23 protein-coding genes and 1 pseudogene are annotated in these 19,439 nt (G+C 63.7%); 5 read left to right on the top strand and 19 right to left on the bottom strand.

What is annotated here, in order from left to right:
• Nucleotides 1-279: 279 nt before the first annotated feature.
• From ACZYZE_RS17510 to ACZYZE_RS17500, 3 genes and pseudogenes are all read left to right on the top strand, one after another.
• On the top strand, nucleotides 280-732 hold the full coding sequence (locus ACZYZE_RS17510) for a hypothetical protein (RefSeq protein ID WP_463909226.1): 453 nt from the start codon (nucleotides 280-282) through the stop codon (nucleotides 730-732).
• Nucleotides 733-813: 81 nt separating this feature from the next.
• Nucleotides 814-1,625 (top strand): annotated as a pseudogene (locus ACZYZE_RS17505) (PDDEXK nuclease domain-containing protein); the annotation flags it as partial.
• A 125-nt stretch (nucleotides 1,626-1,750) separates the two neighbouring features.
• Nucleotides 1,751-2,053: a DUF4193 domain-containing protein gene (locus ACZYZE_RS17500; RefSeq protein WP_463909224.1), complete on the top strand. Its 303-nt coding sequence runs from the start codon at nucleotides 1,751-1,753 to the stop codon at nucleotides 2,051-2,053.
• A 168-nt stretch (nucleotides 2,054-2,221) separates the two neighbouring features.
• Here the strand turns inward: ACZYZE_RS17500 and ACZYZE_RS17495 are convergent, their stop codons facing one another.
• The 11 genes from ACZYZE_RS17495 to ACZYZE_RS17445 form a co-directional block, all read right to left on the bottom strand.
• Nucleotides 2,222-2,632, bottom strand: a complete 411-nt coding sequence (locus tag ACZYZE_RS17495) for a hypothetical protein (RefSeq protein WP_463909222.1) — start codon at nucleotides 2,630-2,632, stop codon at nucleotides 2,222-2,224.
• A 181-nt stretch (nucleotides 2,633-2,813) separates the two neighbouring features.
• Nucleotides 2,814-3,419: an AAA family ATPase gene (locus ACZYZE_RS17490; RefSeq protein WP_463909220.1), complete on the bottom strand. Its 606-nt coding sequence runs from the start codon at nucleotides 3,417-3,419 to the stop codon at nucleotides 2,814-2,816.
• A 22-nt stretch (nucleotides 3,420-3,441) separates the two neighbouring features.
• Entirely contained in the window at nucleotides 3,442-4,113 is a 672-nt protein-coding gene (locus ACZYZE_RS17485; protein ID WP_463909287.1) for an HAD family hydrolase, read from the bottom strand.
• Nucleotides 4,110-4,373: an acyl carrier protein gene (locus tag ACZYZE_RS17480; protein ID WP_463909218.1), complete on the bottom strand. Its 264-nt coding sequence runs from the start codon at nucleotides 4,371-4,373 to the stop codon at nucleotides 4,110-4,112. The genes ACZYZE_RS17485 and ACZYZE_RS17480 overlap by 4 nt, the downstream gene beginning before the upstream one ends.
• Nucleotides 4,349-5,446 carry a beta-ketoacyl-ACP synthase III gene (locus ACZYZE_RS17475; RefSeq protein ID WP_463909216.1) on the bottom strand — a complete coding sequence of 366 codons (1,098 nt, stop codon included), beginning with the start codon at nucleotides 5,444-5,446 and terminating at the stop codon, nucleotides 4,349-4,351. The genes ACZYZE_RS17480 and ACZYZE_RS17475 overlap by 25 nt, the downstream gene beginning before the upstream one ends.
• The gene (locus tag ACZYZE_RS17470) at nucleotides 5,403-6,107 is read right to left on the bottom strand and encodes an AAA family ATPase (protein WP_463909214.1); all 705 of its coding nucleotides are present in this window, start codon (nucleotides 6,105-6,107) and stop codon (nucleotides 5,403-5,405) included. The genes ACZYZE_RS17475 and ACZYZE_RS17470 overlap by 44 nt, the downstream gene beginning before the upstream one ends.
• Nucleotides 6,108-6,154: 47 nt before the next feature.
• On the bottom strand, nucleotides 6,155-7,144 hold the full coding sequence (locus ACZYZE_RS17465; RefSeq protein WP_463909213.1) for an AvrD family protein: 990 nt from the start codon (nucleotides 7,142-7,144) through the stop codon (nucleotides 6,155-6,157).
• Nucleotides 7,145-7,170: 26 nt separating this feature from the next.
• Nucleotides 7,171-8,631 carry an MFS transporter gene (locus ACZYZE_RS17460; protein ID WP_463909211.1) on the bottom strand — a complete coding sequence of 487 codons (1,461 nt, stop codon included), beginning with the start codon at nucleotides 8,629-8,631 and terminating at the stop codon, nucleotides 7,171-7,173.
• Nucleotides 8,632-8,700: 69 nt separating this feature from the next.
• On the bottom strand, nucleotides 8,701-9,327 hold the full coding sequence (locus ACZYZE_RS17455) for an MBL fold metallo-hydrolase (protein ID WP_463909209.1): 627 nt from the start codon (nucleotides 9,325-9,327) through the stop codon (nucleotides 8,701-8,703).
• A gap of 257 nt (nucleotides 9,328-9,584) precedes the next feature.
• Nucleotides 9,585-10,454, bottom strand: coding sequence for a helix-turn-helix transcriptional regulator (locus ACZYZE_RS17450; RefSeq protein WP_463909207.1), 870 nt, complete (start codon nucleotides 10,452-10,454; stop codon nucleotides 9,585-9,587).
• Between the two features lie 56 nt (nucleotides 10,455-10,510).
• On the bottom strand, nucleotides 10,511-11,182 hold the full coding sequence (locus ACZYZE_RS17445; protein WP_463909205.1) for a thioesterase II family protein: 672 nt from the start codon (nucleotides 11,180-11,182) through the stop codon (nucleotides 10,511-10,513).
• A gap of 138 nt (nucleotides 11,183-11,320) precedes the next feature.
• Between ACZYZE_RS17445 and ACZYZE_RS17440 the strand changes: the two genes are divergently transcribed.
• Nucleotides 11,321-12,265 (top strand): NADP-dependent oxidoreductase, encoded by a 945-nt coding sequence (locus ACZYZE_RS17440; RefSeq protein WP_463909203.1) that lies wholly within the window; start codon nucleotides 11,321-11,323, stop codon nucleotides 12,263-12,265.
• A gap of 606 nt (nucleotides 12,266-12,871) precedes the next feature.
• Nucleotides 12,872-13,363 carry a tetratricopeptide repeat protein gene (locus ACZYZE_RS17435; RefSeq protein WP_463909201.1) on the top strand — a complete coding sequence of 164 codons (492 nt, stop codon included), beginning with the start codon at nucleotides 12,872-12,874 and terminating at the stop codon, nucleotides 13,361-13,363.
• On the opposite strand, the gene ACZYZE_RS17430 is transcribed toward ACZYZE_RS17435, so the two are convergent.
• The 8 genes from ACZYZE_RS17430 to ACZYZE_RS17395 all read right to left on the bottom strand — a co-directional run bounded on the left by ACZYZE_RS17430 (nucleotide 13,321) and on the right by ACZYZE_RS17395 (nucleotide 19,438).
• Nucleotides 13,321-14,106: a site-specific integrase gene (locus ACZYZE_RS17430; protein ID WP_463909200.1), complete on the bottom strand. Its 786-nt coding sequence runs from the start codon at nucleotides 14,104-14,106 to the stop codon at nucleotides 13,321-13,323. The genes ACZYZE_RS17435 and ACZYZE_RS17430 overlap by 43 nt on opposite strands.
• Nucleotides 14,107-14,179: 73 nt before the next feature.
• On the bottom strand, nucleotides 14,180-14,512 hold the full coding sequence (locus ACZYZE_RS17425; RefSeq protein ID WP_463909198.1) for an MFS transporter: 333 nt from the start codon (nucleotides 14,510-14,512) through the stop codon (nucleotides 14,180-14,182).
• 2 nt (nucleotides 14,513-14,514) lie between these two features.
• Entirely contained in the window at nucleotides 14,515-14,937 is a 423-nt protein-coding gene (locus ACZYZE_RS17420; protein ID WP_463909196.1) for an arsenate-mycothiol transferase ArsC, read from the bottom strand.
• Entirely contained in the window at nucleotides 14,934-15,611 is a 678-nt protein-coding gene (locus tag ACZYZE_RS17415) for an arsenate reductase ArsC (RefSeq protein ID WP_463909194.1), read from the bottom strand. Before ACZYZE_RS17415 ends, ACZYZE_RS17420 begins: the two co-directional genes overlap by 4 nt.
• A 44-nt stretch (nucleotides 15,612-15,655) precedes the next feature.
• Nucleotides 15,656-17,041, bottom strand: a complete 1,386-nt coding sequence (locus ACZYZE_RS17410) for an NAD(P)-binding domain-containing protein (protein WP_463909285.1) — start codon at nucleotides 17,039-17,041, stop codon at nucleotides 15,656-15,658.
• Nucleotides 17,042-17,212: 171 nt separating this feature from the next.
• Nucleotides 17,213-18,187: a thioredoxin-disulfide reductase gene (gene trxB, locus ACZYZE_RS17405; protein WP_463909191.1), complete on the bottom strand. Its 975-nt coding sequence runs from the start codon at nucleotides 18,185-18,187 to the stop codon at nucleotides 17,213-17,215.
• Between the two features lie 8 nt (nucleotides 18,188-18,195).
• On the bottom strand, nucleotides 18,196-18,618 hold the full coding sequence (locus tag ACZYZE_RS17400) for an arsenate reductase ArsC (RefSeq protein ID WP_463909189.1): 423 nt from the start codon (nucleotides 18,616-18,618) through the stop codon (nucleotides 18,196-18,198).
• 145 nt (nucleotides 18,619-18,763) lie between these two features.
• On the bottom strand, nucleotides 18,764-19,438 hold the full coding sequence (locus ACZYZE_RS17395) for a metalloregulator ArsR/SmtB family transcription factor (protein WP_463909187.1): 675 nt from the start codon (nucleotides 19,436-19,438) through the stop codon (nucleotides 18,764-18,766).
• Between the last annotated feature and the right edge of the window lies 1 nt (nucleotide 19,439).

Below are 19,439 nucleotides of genomic sequence, written 5' to 3'. Positions count from 1 at the left end.
GACCAGAAGCTTCACCAGAGGGTTCCAGGTCTCTCTTTGTCGGCGTCAGATGCATCTTTGGAAGAAGACGATGAGCGAAATTGACGATCTCATGGCAAATTCCAACGATCGTTGGGCTCAGGCCGTCAGAAGAGCTCAGGGCATCGCAGACAACGGCCTGGGTGAGGCCCTGAAAACCTATTACACGCGATATTTTCCTGCAGGCTTGGTGATCCTGGTGGCGGCCGGGACCATTCTGGCATTCTGGCCTTCGGAGTCGCGGACTGGCAGAACAATCTGGTGTTCGGGTTCTTCCTCGCCATGCTCGGTGTCGTGATTGGGGGACTGACCTACAACGCGAAGAAAGTGGTGCAGGCCGCCAAGTCCGGAAGGGTCAACGTGCTGCTTTCGTTGGAGAGCGAGGAACGCAAGCATGTCCGCCGGCAGCTAGCAGGGAAGGTGGCGATAGAGCCGGAACATCTTCCCGTCACACGAGCCGCTGCGGTGCAGATGAGAAAAGGCCTTGCCACGCAACTGCTCCTGGCGCCGATGTTTCCGCTCATCTTCATTCCTCAGGCCGCGCGCTTTGCCATACGCAATGACAGCCCGTTCGACTGGCTGATGGCAGTCGCCGTCGCTGGAATTGTGATCGCAATTGTGCTTCTCGTTCGCGACTTCCGGCAGACAGGCCGTTTCATGGCACAGACAGCGGAGCAGGCATCTCCCGGCAACTCATCACTGGGGCAGCCCTAACGATCCCTAACACGTGAGTCAGCGCACTGAACCACGTGAACGCGCAGCTCAAGTGCGTCGACATGCGTCAGTGAGTACCGAAAACAGCCTGTTGCGCAATTGCCGTGGGGCCACGTCACCGTGCTGCTGGACAAACTTGCCGACCGTGAAAAGCGCGACTGGTACGCCTCAGCAGCTGTGGAATACGGCTGGTCCCGGAACGTCCTGATGAACATGATCATGAACCAGACCCTCGAGCGCACAGGATCAGCGCCGTCGAACTTTGCGCAGCAGCTTGTTGCGCAAGACTCGGAGCTAGCCCAGCAAGTGGCCAAGGACCCCTATAACTTCGAATTCCTGGGCCTGTCAGGCGAGGTCGCAGAGCGGGACCTCGAGCAAGCCCTCATGGATCGCATCACCGAGACCCTCAGGGAAATGGGCCCCGGTTTCGCTTTCGTCGGCCGGCAGGTCCACTTCGACGTGGGCGGCGACGACTTCTACATCGACCTGCTCTTCTTCCACGTCGAGCAACTCCGCTACTTCGTCATCGAGCTAAAGACTGGCAAGTTCTAGCCCGAATACGCCGGGAAGCTCAACTTCTACATCGCCCTCGTCGATGACAGGCTCCGCCGCGAAGCTCACGCAGACACTGTGGGGATACTGATCTGCGGCAGCAAGAACGAGCACACCGTCCGCTACAGTCTCGGCCGGACGACCTCACCGATGGCCGTCGCCTCCTACACCTACGACGCCCTGCCCGCCGAGGTCCGCAACGATCTGCCGGACGTTGACCGGCTCACAGCGGCACTGGACTGGCCCGTCGCGAAGCCGAGCAACAGGCTCTCCCCAACGAGGGGCACCTCGTAGCCGCCCTGGAATGGGCCGAACCCGACGCGAACGACGATGCCACCTGAGGGAAAGCCTAAGACTCGAAAAGTCTTACCAAGGCTGCGCCCCGTCCCGCGGCAGGGTAATACCGAAGCCATGGTGTATGTTGCATTTCGGACCGGTAAGAACGTTTGAGAAGAGAATCACCGCAGTGGCAACCGATTACGACGAAGTGCGTTCCGACGTCAAGGAATCACAGGAGCGCTCCCTCGAGGCGCTGCAATCCGCGAACGCACCGGATGCCAGAAGCGTCGTCCGCGACCTGGACGAGGCCGACGCGCTGGATGACGCGAGGACCCCCGGTGGAGAGTTCGTCGCCGAGGAACTGATCGTCCAGGTGATTCCCCAGGCCCGGGACGAGTTCACTTGCTACTCCTGCTTCCTGGTCCGGCACCGTTCCCAGCTCGCACGCGAAAAGAACGGCCACTCGTACTGCATCGAGTGTGAAGGCTAGAGCACAGCCCCTCAAGAATGCCGGAACCACCTCAGCCTGACGTGGCCCGCCGGTTAGGCATTCAGAGTGGAGGAGTGGATCAGCGGGTGTAAGGGGGAACGTGTCTTTCGTCGTTGAAGGGTTCGAACCAGTGCTCCAGTGCCATGGGCGCCAGTCGGAGCTGCCGGTTCAGATCAGCATCGTGCTGGAACCGATATCCTTGTCAAGCCAGACAAAGACGGCAAGCAGGCAGCTTACCACCGGGCTTGACAGTGCGAGAATGGCCATATTCTGTCGGTGGTTGAACTCGGCTAGAGTGCGTGATTCCCTGGAGTAGGAAGTCTGGGCCATGACCTGCAGAGCGATTGTTCCCGTAGCGACTGCGGCCAGCGCCCCGATGACCTCTGCGGCGCCCAATGGCATCAAGTCCACGTCGTACCACGGCTGCTCACTTCCGGCTGCGTGGGTCATGAGCGTTATGAGAAGGACGAAGACAGCCATTCCCAGGCCCAGGCTGACTGATCGTCCAAACGACACGCCCGCTGTGTTGTCCAGACGGTCCATCACCCGGAATTTTGACGGGGGTTTAAAACGGCGCATGGTCCTCCTTAGCAGGGTGGTTATTCATACTGGCTGCCGGTAATCGTTGGGGCTGACAGTTCAGGCATCGCGGCCATGACCGTTGACACCCTAGCCGCCTTGCATTCGAGAGGATGCTCGCGTCTTTTCACGGAATCTGCCTGTCCCGAGGGAAGCGGGCAATCATCCCCTGTGGATGCGTTTAGGGGGCTGCCATGCGGCTTTTGCTTTCAGCGAGAATTGTCAGGGCCGATTCGATGCGTTCCTGGACGGATCCCCGAAGCACCCGAACCGGCTTGTTGCTCATCGTCACCAGTTCGAACAGTCGCTTTTCTGCTTCGATTTGGAACCGGTGGCTGATCGGCGCGTTCTCGCACGGCAGGGGAAATTCGATCGGGAGGAAGAGGATCTCATCGTATGTTTGCTCTGCATAGGCCAGTGCTTCCTCCGTGAAGTCGTCAATGAGGTTGAGCTGGACGTCAGCTGATTTTGATGGCGCCGGTTCGTGATCCTCTGTGGGGAACACGCCAAGACTGAGTCGCGTGGTGGCGTAGACCCATTCATGCAGTACCGAACCGTCGGAGATAGTGTCCGGCGCTGACTGTTCCTGAACGATCCGTTCCGTGTAGCGCCGCTGGCTGAGGCGGAGAACCTCCTCGTTTGTGCAGTCCTGCAGGGACTTGTTCTGCCCGGGGACTGGGTCGTGCATGGGTGTCGGCACCGGGGCGATCAGGGAAGTAAGCGCTTCCAGCGCCGTGGTTAGGGTGGTTTTTCCGACGCCATGGGCGCCGATAATGGCTATCTTCATCAGATTTCTTTCGTTTGGGTGGTCAGGAGGCGTTTATCAGGGACCATCCGGGCAGGCCGGAGAGCGCAGTCAGTTCGGGATCGGAACTGTTCACGAATACTCTGTGTCCGGTCAGCTCCATGAACTGGACATCTGAAATGTCGTCCCCGTAGCTGTGCGAGTCTTGGAGTTTGAGTTGGTGGCGGGAGGCATGGGCGGCAACTGCGGCCGCCTTGCCTTGTCCGATCATGGGAGTTGTGATGCTCCCCGTATACCGGCCCTGCTCCAGGACAGGTTCGCTGGACAGGACATCGTCCGCCCTTATGTGGGCAGCCAATTGTGACAGCGCAGGTGCGAAGGACCCACTTACCAGGACTATGGCGCGGTTCTGCCTCCGGTGTTCCCGCAAAATGTGGTGCATGCCATCGAAGATGATCTGGGGACCGTACTCCTGGAGGGCCTGTTCAAACCAGCTGCGGCCGACCTCTGAGACTTCGGCAACGTCCCGGCCGGCCCACCAGCGGAAGTATTCACGGTTGGTTGCCTCCCTCGGGGCACCGGCGGCCCTTAGCTGCCGGAGCCGGGCGAGAAAGGACTTGCCGTCATCGAGCCGACCGGACGAGCGTGCGTCGAAAAGCAGCAGCTCGAACATAGTGGTCAGCGGGGTTAGTGTGCCGTCTACGTCGAAGTAAGCCGCTGCGGTTTTGCCGGTCAGGGCGTTTCCTCGAGCACGCGGCGGCCGTTGACCAGACTGGCCAGTTCAGGGAACGACCCGGCCTGTGCAATCTCCCAGTCATGAACTGTGAATCCGTACTTTTCGCTGATCATGACGGCGATCTCGACCAGGGAGAGCGAATCGACCTCCATCTGGTCAAAGGTCGTTTGGGTGGTTGCATCGTCAACGATCTCAGGTGCTGTGGCACGGATCGTCTCGATGAGTTCCTCGGCGCTTACGAGGGCTGAAGGCTGGGACATGGTGTCGTCCTTTCGATGAGTTCTTGCTGTGGATCAGTGACCGTGATGTCTGGCCAGGTCAGGGTCGCGGCGCCCCAGGTGGTGCCGCCGCCGAAGGCGGTCAGCAGCAGCTTGTCTCCGCCGGAGAACCGGGCTGCGTGATCGGCCAGGGCCAGCGGGATGGACGCCGCTGAGGTGTTCCCGACCCTGTCCAGATGGATGACCGCGCGTTCGGGGGAGATTCCGAGGACGCCGGCGACGCGGTTCAGGATGCGCTGGTTTGCCTGGTGGGCTACGAGCCAGTCCACGTCTGCCGTCTCCCACCTGCTTTCGTTCAGTGCAGCCCGGGAGGAGTCGGCCATGGAGCTCACGGCCTGAATGAACACCTCTTTGCCCTGCATGGCGAAGTACCGGTCGGCATCCTGGGTGCCCGCGTGGGCCGGCATCCGGGACCCCCCTGCATTAATCTTGATGAGGTCCTGGCAGCTGCCGTCCGAGTGCAGGTCGAAGGAGGAAAGCTGCCCCGGCTGGCCAGCCTCGCCGGCGCCGACGACCACTGCGCCGGCGCCGTCCCCGAAGATGATGGCGGTGTTACGGTCCTGCGGGTTGATGATAGTGCTGAACGTGTCGGCACCGATGATCAGGACGCACCTGTGCTGTCCTGAGAGTACCGCCGCATTGGCCTGGGCCAGCGCGTAGATGAAGCCGGAGCAGACAGCGGCCAGGTCGAACGCGGCCACCGTTCCGAGCCCGAGCCGGTGGGCCACCGCCGGCGCGGTCGCCGGACAAGGGTGGTCAGGGGTGGTAGTGGCAAGGATGACCAGGTCGATTTCCGGGTTCCCTGCGGATTCAAGCGCCCGCCGTCCGGCTTCCGTGGCCATGTCACTTGTGGCTTGTTCGGGCCCGACGAAACGCCGGGAGCGGATGCCGGTCCGCGTCCGGATCCATTCATCCGAGGTGTCGAGCCTGCCCTCCAGTTCCAGATTGGTCACTTCTCCGGCCGGAACGTAGCCGCCCAGGCCCTGAAGTACAACCGCAGGGGGCCGCTGCCTAGTGGGCCGTGGCAAGTTCGCGTTCCTGTTCGTTGCGGACATCCAGGGCATCGTATTCTTGCTGCGCCTTGCTGATGGCTTCCTCGATGCTCATGACCCGGGGCAGGTTGTAGTGCGCGGTGATTCCCTCGAGCCGTTCCGGGATGGAGCCGCCGATGGTGACATTCGGAATGCCCAGCTTGGTGATTTCGTCCTGGATCATCTGGTCGGCCAGGGAACGGAACTTCTCGTTCACGGGACGGTGGCCATCGGCGACGAGCGGGAACTCGATGGGCAGGTGGACGAACGCGTCGTAGTTGGCCAGCGCGTGCTGTTTGGCTGGAACCCCCAGCGCGCTGATGACCTCTTCGAAGAAGCTGAGCTCACCGGTCATCTCGACGGTGTCCAGATCGACGGAATCGTTGGGGTTGATGCCCACGAGGACCCGGACCGTGCCGTAGATCCATTCGTGCAAGGATGAGCCGTCGGAGATGAAGGTGTCCCCAAGGTGGGATTCGTTCACGGCACGCTCAGTGTTGCGGCGGGTGATCAGCATGAGGATCTCGGCTGCGGTGCATTCCTCAAGGGTCTTGCCCGGGACGGAGATGGGGAGCAGTTCGCGCATCGTCTTGGCGGCGCTGCGCGGCATGCCGGTCAGGTGGGCCAGTGCCATTGTGGTGAAGGTCTTACCGGAGGAGTAAGTGCCGGAAATAGCGAGTTTCATTGTGTGTCTTTCAGTTAGATGCGAAGGAAGGTCGTGCTCGGTATTCACTAGGGGAGTCGGTGCGCCACGTCGCAGGTGATTTCGAGATGGTTGCCGATCCGACCGACAATGTCCGCGCAGCGCCAGTTGCCGTCGTTGAGTGGCAGGGTTCTGGGCCGGCGAAGACGTACGTCGAGCGAAACTTCTGGGAGGATGCTCGACGGCGGCGCCGAGGCTTTCACGACGGTCCGGCGCATCCACAGGGTGTTGCTGTCCGCGCGGGACAGGCTGTCCAGCTCGTAGAGCAGGACCTGTCCAAGCTGCAGGGTAGTAACGAAGCCCTCCAGCAGGGAGAGTCCCGGCTGGTAGGCCCCTTCCAGGCCGATCGATTTCTGCACGTCGGATGCGGCTTGCGCCACGGAGACTGTGGCGTGACCGGCTAATCGTGAGGGGTCAATGGTGATGTCGCGGATGTTGGCTTGGCGTGACTTGTAGATGTCACCGTAGACGCGCAGGGCCGCGTCGCCGACGAGGGCGACGGGGTTCTCGGTACGGAGGTTCGCTTTGGATGCGACGCACAGCGGGTGGTGCAGTGACATGACGGCCTTCATGGAGGACATCTCCACACTGACCCGGATGATCCCGTCTTTGGACTGCCCGTTTGTGGTGGCCACGACGGGGAAGTCATCGAGTGTGTCTTCAATGGGTGTGGTGCCAGCCGTAAGAGTGAGCTCGCGGACGTACACGGCCGGCAGGATGGAGGGCGTGTAGCGGCTGGCGAGCAGCGATTCGGCGGCCTCCAGCGCCAGTACGATGGCGTCGGTCGTGCCCAGATGCGGCTGTTGGGACGTTGAGCCTTTCACGGACCACAGGTCCCCGACCCGCACAGATCCGCAAGCCTCCATCCGGGTTGTCCCGTCGGGGGCATGCCGGATGGAGAGCTTCCGCAGCGCCGGTGTTGTCTTGCGGTAGCCGCTGCCGAAGAAGCGGGTGGATGAGGGTCCGAGGTAGTCATCCACGTTGGCCAGGACGAGCGGGTCGGGGAGGGTCAGGCTCATGGGATTGGGCTTTCTTTCGGTGCGGGTCAGACGGATTCTGCCGGGACCAGCTCGGGCTCGGCAGGTTCGGCTTTCTTAGAGGGAAGGAAGGTCAGGATCACGGCTGCGGCTCCGAGGATGACGAGTGCGTTGACCAGGAGCCCGAAGTGCACGCCGCCAAGGATTGCCTCCGCCGATGCCGGGTTGCTGTAGTTGCCCGTTGTGAAAGCAAGGGCGATTGCGCTGACGATGGGAGTGCCGATGGTGAAGGCTACCTGCTGGGTCTGACCGGCGAGCCCTGTCGCCAGGCCCTGTTCTGAGTCGGGCAGCCCGGACGTGACGGCGACGGTGTAAGCGACGATGACGAGCACATGGCCGAATCCACCGATCGCCGTGGCGATCAGGATATGGGTGAAGCCGATGCCCATGTTCATGCCCAGAAGGAGGAAGCTCAGCGTGGAGGCGCCCTGAAGCGTCAGCCCCAGGACCAGCGTCGACTTGGCACCGATCCTGTTGATGATGTTGGCCGCGGCCAGGCCGCCGGTGAAGGCTCCGGCGCCGAGGACACCGAAGGCGAGTCCTGTTGAGAGGGCGGATGATTCCAGGACCCGCTGCAGGTAGATGGTCAGCAGGAAGACCTTGCCGCTTTCCATGGCGAAGGTGACGAGTCCGCCCAGGTTTCCCAAGGATACGGAGCGCCGCTTGAGAATGGTGACGGCCGCCAGCGGGTGCGATGAACGGGCTTCGATGTTCCAGAAGGCGATGAAGGCGATGACGGCTAGTCCCAGCAGCCCCAGGGTGGTGGAGGACCCCCAGCCTTCGCGCTCAACCGAGGTGACTCCCAGGACGAGGGCGAGCAAACCGAGCGTGAGGGTGATCGCGCCGGGGACGTCAAGCTTCTGCTGCACGCGGGCTGAAATGTCCTTGATGATGAAGGGTGCGAGGGCGACGATGGCGACCCCTACCGGGACGTTGATGAAGAAGGTGAATCGCCAGCCGAAGAGGTCGGTCAGGACGCCGCCGAGAACTGCACCGACGGCGAAGCCCAGTGAGAGCAGGGCACCGTTCAGGCCCAGCGCTTTGTTCCTGAGTGAACCTTCCTCGAAGGACGTGGTTAGCAGTGACAGGGCTGCGGGCATCGTAATGGCAGTGGCGAGGCCCTGGCCGACGCGGGCGGCGAAGAGGACTGACGGGTCGGTGGCCAGTCCGCCGACGGCTGAGGCCGCAGTCAGGATGACCATGCCCATGAGGAACATTTTCTTGCGGCCGTAGTAGTCGCCGATCCGCCCCATGAGCAGGACCAGGCCTGCGGCTGAGAGGGCGAAGAGGGTGATGATCCATTGCAGGTCACCGTCTGCGATACCGAGGTCCCGGCCCATGGCGGGAAGGGCGACGGTGACGATCGAGAAATCGAGGGCGAACATGAATTGCGCGCCGAGCAGCAGGGTGAGAATCAGCCGCTGGCGGCCTGTCAGTGAAGGTGCGGGTCTGGATGTTGTCGTTGGCATGCTTCCAGCCTGCGGCCTCCCCAACACCCCATCCAGAGTTCGCTTATGGTGGTACAGGGGGCACCAGCCTTAGCCGACGGGCTGCCACGTTCTGTCACCGCTGGCCCCGGTAACGACCCGGCCGAAGACCACATCGCCGAAGTGCATGCCCGCACCGATCGTGCCGGTGTCGGCCAGCAGGTCGAGGGTGCTGATCCGCGACTGCTTCGAAGCAGACGGATCTGCTTCGAAGCAGGAGTTCAGGGCTGGCTGTGAGACCTGGATGGGGCAGTGCATAACGTCTCCAAAGCACAGCAGACTCTCTCCGCGGGACTCAATGAGATAAGACATGTGTCCCAAGGTGTGTCCCGGAGTGGCGATGGCGGTGATCCCGGGCAGGATCTCGGCACCGTTCTGGGCCGCCTTCCACCCGGGTTCTGCGGCTAGCCCGTTGCTGTGCAGCTCCCTTTCTGAGGCCAGGAGGGTTGTGCCGCGCAGGAGCTCTCCCGGTGCCCCGTCGGCACCAAGCCATCCGGTGTGATCATCATGCAGGTGGGTGAAGACCGCGGCGTCGAGTCGTTCGGGCAGGGAAGGGTCGGCCGCGAGGGCGCCGCCGTGCATAGCTCCCAACGCCGGGTGGGAGCGGGCGGCCGGAAGATCCCTGGGGCCGTAACCTGCGTCGATCATGACGGCCAGGTCCGGGCCGGTGACGAGCAAGGAGCCGATGGATCCGGTCAGGTATCCGTCCTTCCCGATCAGCTCAGGCCGGTTGGCGTAGACGCCATGGCCGCTGGGAAGAGAGAACCAGACATAGGGGTTCAGCTGGACGAAACCGTCCGGCAGGTAGGTGATGGTCAGGTCGCCGATGGTGAGGCTGCGGCGGCGTGCCGGAGCGTTCCAGCGGTCGTGACCGGCCCGGGCGGGACTGGTTTGAGATTCCAGGGGATCTCCTTTGATTCGGTGCCCGGCCGCGGTCAGTTGGCGCGGGCGAGGGCTTCGGCGGTGCCGGAACCGGGTTTGGGAAGGTAGAGGAAGACCCGCAGGTCGTCTCCGCCCACAGGGTTGAGGACGACTGACTCGAGGGTGAGGCGGCCCATTTGCTTGTGGTCAAAGACTATGTCGACGTGGGGTTCCACGCCGACCACGTGGCTGTCCCAGTAGTCCTTGAACTCGGGGGAGACCGCGGCGATTTTGTCGGCCAGCATGGCGAAGGTCGAGTCTCCTGCGTACATGGCCGCCTGGCGGCGGAATTGCGCGGCCATCATCCGGCCCGCAAGCTCGCGATGCGGATAGTAGGCTGCAACCTCGGGCTTGGTGAAAAACTCTTCCAGACAGTTGGAGCCGACGCTGATGCCAAAGACGTATTCGGAGATCGGGTTGGTCGCCACTACGTTCCAGTACCGGTCAACGGCATAGGCGGGGGATTGTGTGAACCCGGCGAGGATCCGGTCCATAGCGGCCCTGATTTCGGCGGCCGCCGAACGCCGGACCGGCTGCTGCTTTCCGGCGAGCTCATACAGGTGCTCCAGATCGCCGCCTTCAAGCCTGAGCGCCTGCCCTATCGCGTCCACGACGACAGAAGACACTCCGATGTCGCGGCCCTGTTCCAGCCACGTGTACCACGTAACTCCGACGTTCGCCAGGACCGCCACTTCCTCGCGCCGCAGACCGGGCGTGCGGCGCCGGCTGCTGCTGGGCAACCCGACGTCCTGCGGGCGGAGCTGTTCCCGTCTGGCCCGGAGAAAGCTCGCAAGGCTCTGGCGACGGGCCTCGGACTCGTCAACATCACGTGGAATCGCGAAGGAGGGCGCCTCCGTCGCGTGTGTCAAAATCAACTCTGTCATCGTGGTCTACTCTTTCATAATTTCTGCCTCGCGGGTTAGCCCTGAGGTCTGGAAGGTCAGGAAGCTGCAGCGGTTCCTACGCGCGGTGCGTTGCAGGGAATCAGCTGCCGCAGTACGACCATGAAATCGTCAAGTGCGGTGCGGTGAAAAAGATGTCCCCCATCCACTTGATAGTAGCGAGGAGCGGGACCGCAGTATTCCTCCCAGAGCCGCATGCGACGAAAATTTACAAGCCTGTCATGGGTTCCACCGATGAGGTCCAGCTGGACGGGCAGGTCTGCCCGTGGAGGGGAGTAGGCGCAGGCACGCTGCACCCCGGCGGCTGTTCTCTCGGCGATATATTCGGGAAGGACAGACGGAGACGGCTCGGACTCATCCAGGATCCTCAGTGCCTCGTGACTGTCCGGAACCGATCCCGGCGCGGGGGAGCCTCCGAGGATGACAGCGCCCGGAAGCTCCAGCCGGTGCTGAAGCAGCAGGCGGCAGACTTCGTAGGCGACATGGCCTCCCATGCTGTGTCCGTAGAAGGCAGAAATAGACATGTCGGCATCGCAAAGATACTCGAAGGCCTTGGCGGCCAGTTGCTCGATTGTCTCAAAGTCTCCGGTGCGGCATTCGAGAGGAACGCCGACGATGGTTACCGATGGGTGAAGCCGGGAAGGCCAGGAGCGGAACTGCCACTCGGTACCCCCGGCATGATGAAAACAGAAGAGAGTTGTGCCGGCCATGTTGAGAGTATATGCGCCTGAGCCGCGGCCATCCAGAGGCTGCTTATCCTGTTACAAACAGTGCCCGGCTGAGAACGGAAATTTCGGAATTTCCGCAGGAGGTAGCCGGTTGGGCCGATCATGAGAGCAATTGGAGTCATGAAATTTGGCGGACCGGAACAACTGAAGGAACTTGAAATTGCCGAACCCGTGCCCGGCCCGGGAGAGATCCGCATCCGCACATATGCGGCAGCAGTAAGTCCAACCGACCTGATGCTGCGCAATGGACAGCACGCGGCGACCATCAAAGAACAGGGACTCCATCCGCCTTTCATCCCGGGAATGGACGTTGCAGGAGTAGTGGATGCTCTGGGTCCGGGCGCCGGCGGGAGGCTGCAGGTCGGTGACCCCGTCGTAGCGCTGACGCTTCCCTTTCCAGCCGGCGCATATGCGGAGAAGGTCGTCGTCTCCGCTGAATCCGCGGTCGCAGCTCCGCAGGGGTTCGACTTTGTGTCTGCATCAACGCTGTTGATGAATGCCGCAACGGCCAGGATCGCCCTTGACGCGATGCACCTGGAACCGGGACAGACCGTCGCCATTTCGGGAGCTTCCGGGGCCGTTGGCGGGTACGCGATACAGCTGGCCAAGGCAGAAGGGCTGAAGGTCATTGCTGACGCCGCCCCCGACGACGAGGAATCCCTGCTCTCCTTGGGAGCGGACCATCTGATTCGGCGCCGTGGTCCCTTCGTTGAAGACGTTCGCGCGCTGGCTCCGGACGGTGTGGACGGCGTCATTGACGGAGCCGTCCTTAACGGTGCGGCGGTGGGTGCAATCCGTGACGGGGGCCACCTGGCCGTCCTCCGCGCGTGGGGCGGGTCCGCGGAGCGGGAGATCTCCGTCCATAAGATCTACGTCGGGTCGGCCATCAAAGAGACGGCGATGTTCCAGAAACTGGTTCGTCAGGCCGAAGAGCGTGTCCTGACACTGCGCGTGGCGGACGTTTTCGCCTCGGCTGATGCCCGGCTAGCTCATGAACAACTCGAGGCCGGAAGGGTGAGAGGGCGGCTCGTGCTCGACTTCAGGCTACAACGTATCCCTGAATAACCCCCGGTGGCGGGAAGCTGCCCACCATCGGTGGGCCACGGAGATCGCCACTCGTGAACCTGACATCGCCTTCCAGGAGCGCTTAGGTCAACCACACGCGGCCGGCCTACGTGAAAGCACGGATCGACAGCGACCCAGACGCCCTGTTCGCGATCTCCCTGGACCGGCTTGCCTATACCAGCCAACCACCACCTCGGCGCCGATCTGGCATGCAACTGCCTCCGCAACGCCGCGCGGCGTCTCAGCCTGCGTAACTTCGGTTTAGCTTGGCTCGTACAGCAGTTCCGGGCTCCGCGACGCCCGGAGGCGCGTATTTCCCGCCACGGGGCCCAGTCCTCCGGTATTGCGTTGCGGAGGGCCGGCGCAGAAGATAGCCCTGCGCCGCTCCCAAGCCGAGGCGGGCGACCATTTCCAGTTCGGCATCGGTCTCGATCCCCTCGGCGACTGCCTCAACTTATATTAGACAGGACAATCGCTACCGCCGATGCAAGCGTGTTCGCCGGCTACTGGTAACCGTCCATATTCGATCTGCAACTATTCGGCACCTTCCACCCAGATGCGGACACTTGTCTACTTCGTTCGAGGGTCTCTGGCAGACTCTGGTGAATGGTCAAAGATTGGGATATTCGGGTTGAGCGCTTTTGGGCTGATGCCAGCGACGATGACGAAGCGATGCTGACAGCGATGAAGTCTCTGGTCGGTGAGCGGCCAAGTGATGATGCTGCAGCGGTCTATGAGTGGGCTTCGGTGCATGATTTTCTTGGTCGTGAGTCAGCTGCCATTCCTCTGTATCGACAGGCATTGGACCTCGGGCTCGACGACACCAGGCGCCCCCGGGCCCTTATCCAGCTGGCAAGCTCTCTTCGGAACGTCGGCGAGGCGGGAGAAGCCGCCACGATACTGGGACAGATGGATGTCAGTGAGATCGTGGGGGATGCGCCCCAAGCCTTTCTCGCGCTTGCCCTGTTTGATGCGGGCCGGCCGGGTGACGCTCTCCGGGTCGCTCTGAGCGCTCTCGCAAAGACCCTGCCCCTGTATGAGGGAGCCGTGAAGCATTATGCCAGTGAGCTCCCGTCGGTTATTGAGTCCGCAGTTTGATGGGCTTTCGCCGGATACTTTGACCACGGTCCCGCCGCTGCGGCGGCATGCTTCTGGGTGACCTGGTAGCTGTAGCCGAGCATTTCAGCTACCAGAGGCGCGGGAACCTCCGTGACGAGTCCGCGCAGGGAGGCGTTGCGTGCGCCTAGAAGGTTGATGCCCACTTCCCGGAGACGCTGCATGAGTGTGTTGGGGTGGATATGCCGGCCGGGGCGATAGCCGGGGAACAACCACTCGCTGCCGGAGCTGCTGCCGGTGCGCATGTTCGGACGCGAAGCCAGGTGTTCCATGAGCAACGACGCGAACGGCTCCGGCACGGGTGCGGGGTCGCCTTCGCCGAGGGAAAGGCACGGGCCGTCGGGCGTGATGATCACATCGGTGCTTTTCATCGCGGCGATGTTCACGACGGGCTGGGCGTAGAGCAGCAGGAACGTGGCGGCCACCCGGTAGGGCAGGGTGTCGACGTCCTCGGTGAGGCAGGCTTTGAGCATGGCGAGCCGCTGGTCCTGACCAAGCAACGGCATGGTTTTGGCTTGGCGATGGCCGATGGTGATGTTTGTGCAGGTCCGGTTGTTGACCGCCCAGATGAAGAAGGTCCGGATGGCGTGCCTGGTGGTCGGGCCGTCGGACAGCCAGGCATCGACGTCGGTCTGGATGCAGGAAGCAACCGGCCGGCCGTGGGTGGTTTTGAGCCAGGTCAGGAACTTGATGGTTTCGGTGATTTCCTGCTTCGCGCTGTGCACGGGACCGCGCGTGGGGCTCCCGTCCCCGGAGAGGCTCCGAATGCGTCGCAGGTGGTGCCAGCGGGCAAAGGATTCAACAGGCCGGCAGGTTGGGCGCCGTCGCCACCAGGACCAGAGCCAGCACTCCGGCGGGGGATCCGCCAATCATTAGCGTGCGTGGCCCGGTCCTGTCGAGGATCCCGCCGACGAGGATGCCGGCCGCTGCGGAGACCAGCAGCCCGGCGGAAAAGGAGCCCGTCACCAGGGTCGGGTCCCAGCCGGTGTCCTCGCTGATGGGGCGGACCGCCGCGATCAGGGCGTAGTAGAGCACGCCCCACCCGGTGGTCTGGGTGATGCACAGCGCGGCGAGGCCGCCGCGCGGGGCACCCTCCGCGGCGAGGATCCGGGTGGGAGCGGGCGCGGGCATGGTCAGTTCCCGGTGAGCTCCGCATACAGCTTCTGGACCCGGGCCTTGATGTCATCCCGGACCAGGCGCATGCGTTCCATGCCTTCGATGCCGCGTTCGGAGGGTTCGTCCGTATCCCAGACCTCCAGCCGCTTGCCCTCGGGGGCTTCGACTTTTGCCTCGTTGCCCAGGACAATCACCACGTCGACGGCGTTCAGTACTTCGTCGGTGACGGGTTTGGGGTGTTCCCCGGTGATGTCGATGCCGAGTTCTGCCAGGGAGTCCACGGACTGGGGGTTCAGCGATTTACCGGGTTTGGTCCCGGCGGAGTGCACCGTGACGGTCCCGTTGGCGAGCTGGTTCATCAGTCCGGCGGCGAGCTGGGACTTCCCGCCGTTCTTGCTGCAGACGAACAGGACGCTGGGCTTTTTCGTGGTCTGGGTCATGCGTGTGATTCTTCCTTGTGTGCGTCGGGGTTGGTGAGCAGTGATGCTGCCAATGCCTTGACCCGGTCGTGGATCTCATCGCGGATGATCCGCACGGCCTCAACGGGCAGGCCGGCCGGGTCTGCAAGCTCCCAGTCCTCGTAGCGTTTGCCAGGGTAGATCGGGCAGGAGTCGCCGCAGCCCATCGTGATCACCACATCGGAGGCGCGCACGACGTCGTCGGTGAGCGGCTTGGGATAGTCCTTAGTGAGGTCCAGGCCCATTTCGGACATCGCCGCGACGACGGCGGGGTCCAGTTCGGCAGCCGGCAGGGAGCCGGCGGACCGGACGCGGATCCTGCCCTTGGCCTCGACAGTCAGGAGTGCCGCTGCCATCTGGGACCGACCGGCGTTCTGTACGCAGACAAACAGCACCTCCGGTACCTCGGAGGCGACGGCGCCTTTGGATTTGGCCAGGGCGCTGAGTCGGTCGTTGGCGAAGTGTTCGGTGGTGGAGGGCAGGTACGTTTTGATCTTCGCGGTCCGGGCCAGGGCGGTGTAGGACTCGAAGACGTAGCGTTCGACCGTCTCCGCGGCAAACACGCCGGCGAACCGGTCGGTAAGGCGCGCGCTGATCCGGTGCAGGAGTTCGGTGTTGTCCTGCAGGCCCAGGCCGTGTTCGTGGTGGTCAGTCATGTCAGCTCTCCAGTGTGTTCAATGGACGAAAGCAGGCACAGCGGTCAGTTTTCGCCGGAGCGGCCGTGGGCCAGGCCGGTGGGGAATCCGAGGAGGACAGGTTCGGGCGCTCCACAGCAGCCGCCGGAGGTTTCGGCGACGAACCCTGCGGGTACGGCCGCGGGGACGTCGCAGCTGGTGCCGATGTCCGAGGAGCAGACGCCGGTTTCGGGAAGCTCGAGCTGGACGGTGTCGGCGGCTTCACGGTCTCCGGCCAGGGCGGCCGCGACGGAGCGGACTTGTTCGTAGCCGGTGGCGAGCAGGAAGGTGGGGGCCCGGCCGTAGGACTTCATGCCGACGATGTAGAAGTCCTGCTCCGGGTGGGCCAGCATCCTGGCGCCGTGGGGTTCGACGGTGCCGCAGGAGTGGAATTCGGGGTCGATCAGCGGCCCGAGCTCACGCGGGGCTTCCACGGCCGGGTCCAGGTCCAGCCGGAGTTCCCGGAGGATGTCCAGGTCGAGGCGGAAGCCGGTGGCCGGGACCACAACGTCGGCCTCGAGGGTGCGGCCGTCGGTGGAGGTCAGGGTGACGGTGCCGTCGGCTGCTGCGAGGGACGCGATCCCGAAGCCGGTATGCAGTTCGACGGTGCCCGACTCGACGAGGCTGCGGAGCCTGTTGCCGAGCTGGCCGCGGGCGGCCAGTTCATCGGCGTCACCTCCCCCGTAGACCTTGGCGGCGGAGGCGCCGCGGATCGCCCAGACGATCTTCGTCCCGGGCACCTGGGTTGCGAGCTCGGCGAGGTTGATCAGGGTGTTGGCGGCCGAGTGGCCGGCGCCGACCACAAGCGCTGTGCGGCCCTCGAACGTCCCTCGGTCGCGTCCCAGGACGTCCGGCAGTGGTGAGGAAATCCTGTCAGCTGCGGCGGCTTCGCCGAGGGCGGGCAGGCCGAAGGTTCCGAGCGGGTTGCGGTCGGACCAGGTGCCGGAGGCGTCGATGACACCGGCGGCCTGGTAGTCGCGGACTTCTCCGTCGGTGTGTTCGACCCGGACCACAAAGGGTGTGGTGTCGCGGTCACGGCTGTGGGTTTTGTCCATGCCCTGCCGGGTCACTGCCACGACGCGGGCGCCGGTGTGCAGGCGGGACGCGATCGCTGGGAGCGCGGCGAGTGGGGTGAGGTACTGGTCGACGAGTTCGCCGCCGGTGGGCAGCGCCGTCGGCTCCGGGGATTCCCAGCCGGTGGCGTCGAGCAGCCGGACGGCGGCGGCGTCGGTGTTGTACTGCCACGGGGAGAACAACCGGATGTGGCGCCACTGCTCGATGGCTGCGCCCGCGGTGGTGCCGGCTTCGAGGATCAGCGGCTCGATGCCGCGTTCGATCAGGTGCGCTGCGGCTGCGAGGCCGACGGGGCCGGCGCCGATGATGGCAACGGGGAGGTTCTTCGCTGAATCCATGGTGTCCTCTGTTTCATCCGTAGGTTTGACGGTTCTGTTGGGAGGCACCTGCCGGTCCTTGGTGGGACCGGCAGGCGGGAGGGTGTTAGCAGCAGTCCTGATGGTCGTCGCAGCAACCGGAGTCACTGCAGCATCCTGTCTTCATTCAGCTCACCCCCTCTCCGTTCGGGGTCAGGCGTGGATGGGTTCTTCCACCAGTGCCGTGGCGATGCTGTCCGCGTCCTCTAACGCGGCGAGGTAGCGTTCGGCGTCGAGGGCGGCGGCGCAGCCGGTGCCGGCTGCGGTGATGGCCTGGCGGTAGCGGTGGTCCACGGCGTCCCCGCACGCGAAGACCCCGCTGAGGTTGGTGACGGTCGTGGGTGAATCCACTTTGATGTAGCCCTCGGCGTCGAGGTCGACCTGGCCGGTGAGCAGTTCGGTGCGCGGGAGGTGGCCGATCGCGACGAAGATGCCGGTGGCGGCCTGTTCGCGGGTTTCGCCGGTGCGGGTGTCGGTCAGGGTGACGCCGGTGACCTTGGCGTCCCCGTGGATGGCGGTGATGGCGGAGTTCCAGGCGAAGCGGATCTTGGGGTTGTCCTTGGCGCGCTGGGCCATGATCCGGGAGGCGCGGAGCTCGCCCTTGCGGACCACGACGGTGACGGACTTGCCGAACCTGGTTAGGAAGGTGGCCTCCTCCATGGCCGAGTCTCCACCGCCGACGACGATGATGTCCTGTTCGCGGAAGAAGAACCCGTCGCAGGTGGCGCACCAGGAGACGCCGTGGCCGCTGAACTTCTTCTCCTCCGGCAGGCCGAGTTCCTTGTAGGCGGAGCCGGTGGCGAGGATTACGGCCTTGGCCTCGAACGTCTCCCTGCCGGCGGTGGTCACGCGCTTGATGTGGCCGGCAAGGTCGACTTCGGTGACATCGTCAAAGATAATCTCCGCACCGAAGCGTTCGGCCTGCTGCTGGAGGCCGTCCATCAGCTCGGGGCCCTGGACGCCGGCGGGAAAGCCGGGGAAATTTTCCACCTCGGTGGTGTTCATCAGGGCACCTCCCGCGGTGACCGCCCCGGCGACGACGAGGGGCTTGAGCCCGGCGCGGGCGGCGTAGATCGCCGCGGTGTAGCCGGCGGGGCCGGATCCGATAATGACGAGTTGCTTCGGCATGGCTGCTTCTACTTTCCGGCGGGGGTGAGGGATGCGATCAGGTATTCGATGCGGGCCTTGATGTCGTCGCGGATCGGGCGGACGGATTCGACGCCCTGGCCGGCCGGATCCTCGAGTTCCCAGTCCTCATAGCGCTTGCCCGGGAAGATCGGGCAGGTGTCGCCGCAGCCCATGGTGATGACGACGTCGGATTCCTTCACGGCCTCGGTGGTGAGGACCTTGGGGATTTCGGCGGACATGTCGATGCCGAGTTCGGCCATGGCCTCGACGGCGGCCGGGTTGACCTTGTCCGCCGGCGCGGAACCGGCCGAGCGGACCTCGATGGCGCCTTCTGACAGGGTGGTGAGGAACGCGGCGGCCATCTGGGAGCGGCCGGCGTTGTGGACGCAAACGAAGAGGACAGAGGGCTTCTTGGCGGTTTCGGTACTCACGGGTTTCTCCTGAAAATCAGTTAGGTGTGGATCGGTTGTGATGAGGTCGTTGCCCCCGCACCTTACTGACAAGACATTGATCATTGTCGATGCATTCAGTATCGAGCAATAAATCGATACTTGTCAATATTGGCGGGTTTTGGTTTTAGGCCGCGTGAAGACGCGGTACGAGGTCGCTGATGCGGCGGGCGATGTCAGTGAAGGCGCCTTCGAAGGCGTCCTCGGTGTTCAGTCGGAGCGGATCCGGAACGGACCAGTGGATCCCTCCCAGGTTGGGGATTTCCTCGTGGGCGTTGTCGCACACGGTCACGACGAAGTCTTCATCGTGCGCCACCTCATCCAGCCGCCGCGGGGGAAGATCCGCGAGAGCGACACCGTGGCGGCGGGCGACGTCAATGGTGCCCGGGGCGATGCGGTCCGCGGGGTGCGTGCCTGCGGAGGTCGAGGGGATTTCACTGACCTGGTTCCAGAGTGCGACGGCCAGCTGGGACCGGGCGCTGTTCCGGGTGCAGACGAAGAGGACGCGGCGGGCTCCGTGTTCAGCCCCGGGCACCAGACCTTCCAGGGCGCCGGGAGCAAGTCGGATGTAGCTGCGGCGCTTATCCGCCTCCGAACGGTGGCGGGTCACCAGGCCCGCGCCTTCCAGCGTGCGCAGATGGTGGGAGAGCAGGTTTGACGGCATCCCGAGTTCGGCCTGCAGCTCCGTGGGGGAAAGGTCCCCCAGGGTCAACAGGTCCACGATTCGCAGCCGCGCAGGATCCGCGAGGGCCGCGTGCTTGGCGACCCGCGCCCGAAAGACTTCAACTGGGTCAGTATTCATT

It is taken from the genome of Pseudarthrobacter woesei (assembly GCF_055412745.1).
Note: the sequence above shows the minus strand (reverse complement) of the source record. Positions and strands in the feature narration are given on the sequence as shown.

Excerpts from the sequence above, each read along its gene's own strand:
- ACZYZE_RS17490 (WP_463909220.1), bottom strand. The coding sequence starts at position 3,419 with ATGAAGATAGCCATTATCGGCGCCCATGGCGTCGGAAAAACCACCCTA.
- ACZYZE_RS17425 (WP_463909198.1), bottom strand. The coding sequence starts at position 14,512 with ATGCCCGCGCCCGCTCCCACCCGGATCCTCGCCGCGGAGGGTGCCCCG.
- ACZYZE_RS17440 (WP_463909203.1), top strand. The coding sequence starts at position 11,321 with ATGAAATTTGGCGGACCGGAACAACTGAAGGAACTTGAAATTGCCGAA.
- ACZYZE_RS17450 (WP_463909207.1), bottom strand. The coding sequence starts at position 10,454 with ATGACAGAGTTGATTTTGACACACGCGACGGAGGCGCCCTCCTTCGCG.
- ACZYZE_RS17435 (WP_463909201.1), top strand. The coding sequence starts at position 12,872 with ATGGTCAAAGATTGGGATATTCGGGTTGAGCGCTTTTGGGCTGATGCC.
- ACZYZE_RS17470 (WP_463909214.1), bottom strand. The coding sequence starts at position 6,107 with ATGAAACTCGCTATTTCCGGCACTTACTCCTCCGGTAAGACCTTCACC.
- ACZYZE_RS17410 (WP_463909285.1), bottom strand. The coding sequence starts at position 17,041 with ATGGATTCAGCGAAGAACCTCCCCGTTGCCATCATCGGCGCCGGCCCC.
- ACZYZE_RS17465 (WP_463909213.1), bottom strand. The coding sequence starts at position 7,144 with ATGAGCCTGACCCTCCCCGACCCGCTCGTCCTGGCCAACGTGGATGAC.
- ACZYZE_RS17415 (WP_463909194.1), bottom strand. The coding sequence starts at position 15,611 with ATGACTGACCACCACGAACACGGCCTGGGCCTGCAGGACAACACCGAA.
- ACZYZE_RS17480 (WP_463909218.1), bottom strand. The coding sequence starts at position 4,373 with ATGTCCCAGCCTTCAGCCCTCGTAAGCGCCGAGGAACTCATCGAGACG.
- ACZYZE_RS17420 (WP_463909196.1), bottom strand. The coding sequence starts at position 14,937 with ATGACCCAGACCACGAAAAAGCCCAGCGTCCTGTTCGTCTGCAGCAAG.
- trxB (WP_463909191.1), bottom strand. The coding sequence starts at position 18,187 with ATGCCGAAGCAACTCGTCATTATCGGATCCGGCCCCGCCGGCTACACC.
- ACZYZE_RS17495 (WP_463909222.1), bottom strand. The coding sequence starts at position 2,632 with ATGCGCCGTTTTAAACCCCCGTCAAAATTCCGGGTGATGGACCGTCTG.
- ACZYZE_RS17445 (WP_463909205.1), bottom strand. The coding sequence starts at position 11,182 with ATGGCCGGCACAACTCTCTTCTGTTTTCATCATGCCGGGGGTACCGAG.
- ACZYZE_RS17395 (WP_463909187.1), bottom strand. The coding sequence starts at position 19,438 with ATGAATACTGACCCAGTTGAAGTCTTTCGGGCGCGGGTCGCCAAGCAC.
- ACZYZE_RS17460 (WP_463909211.1), bottom strand. The coding sequence starts at position 8,631 with ATGCCAACGACAACATCCAGACCCGCACCTTCACTGACAGGCCGCCAG.
- ACZYZE_RS17475 (WP_463909216.1), bottom strand. The coding sequence starts at position 5,446 with ATGTCCGCAACGAACAGGAACGCGAACTTGCCACGGCCCACTAGGCAG.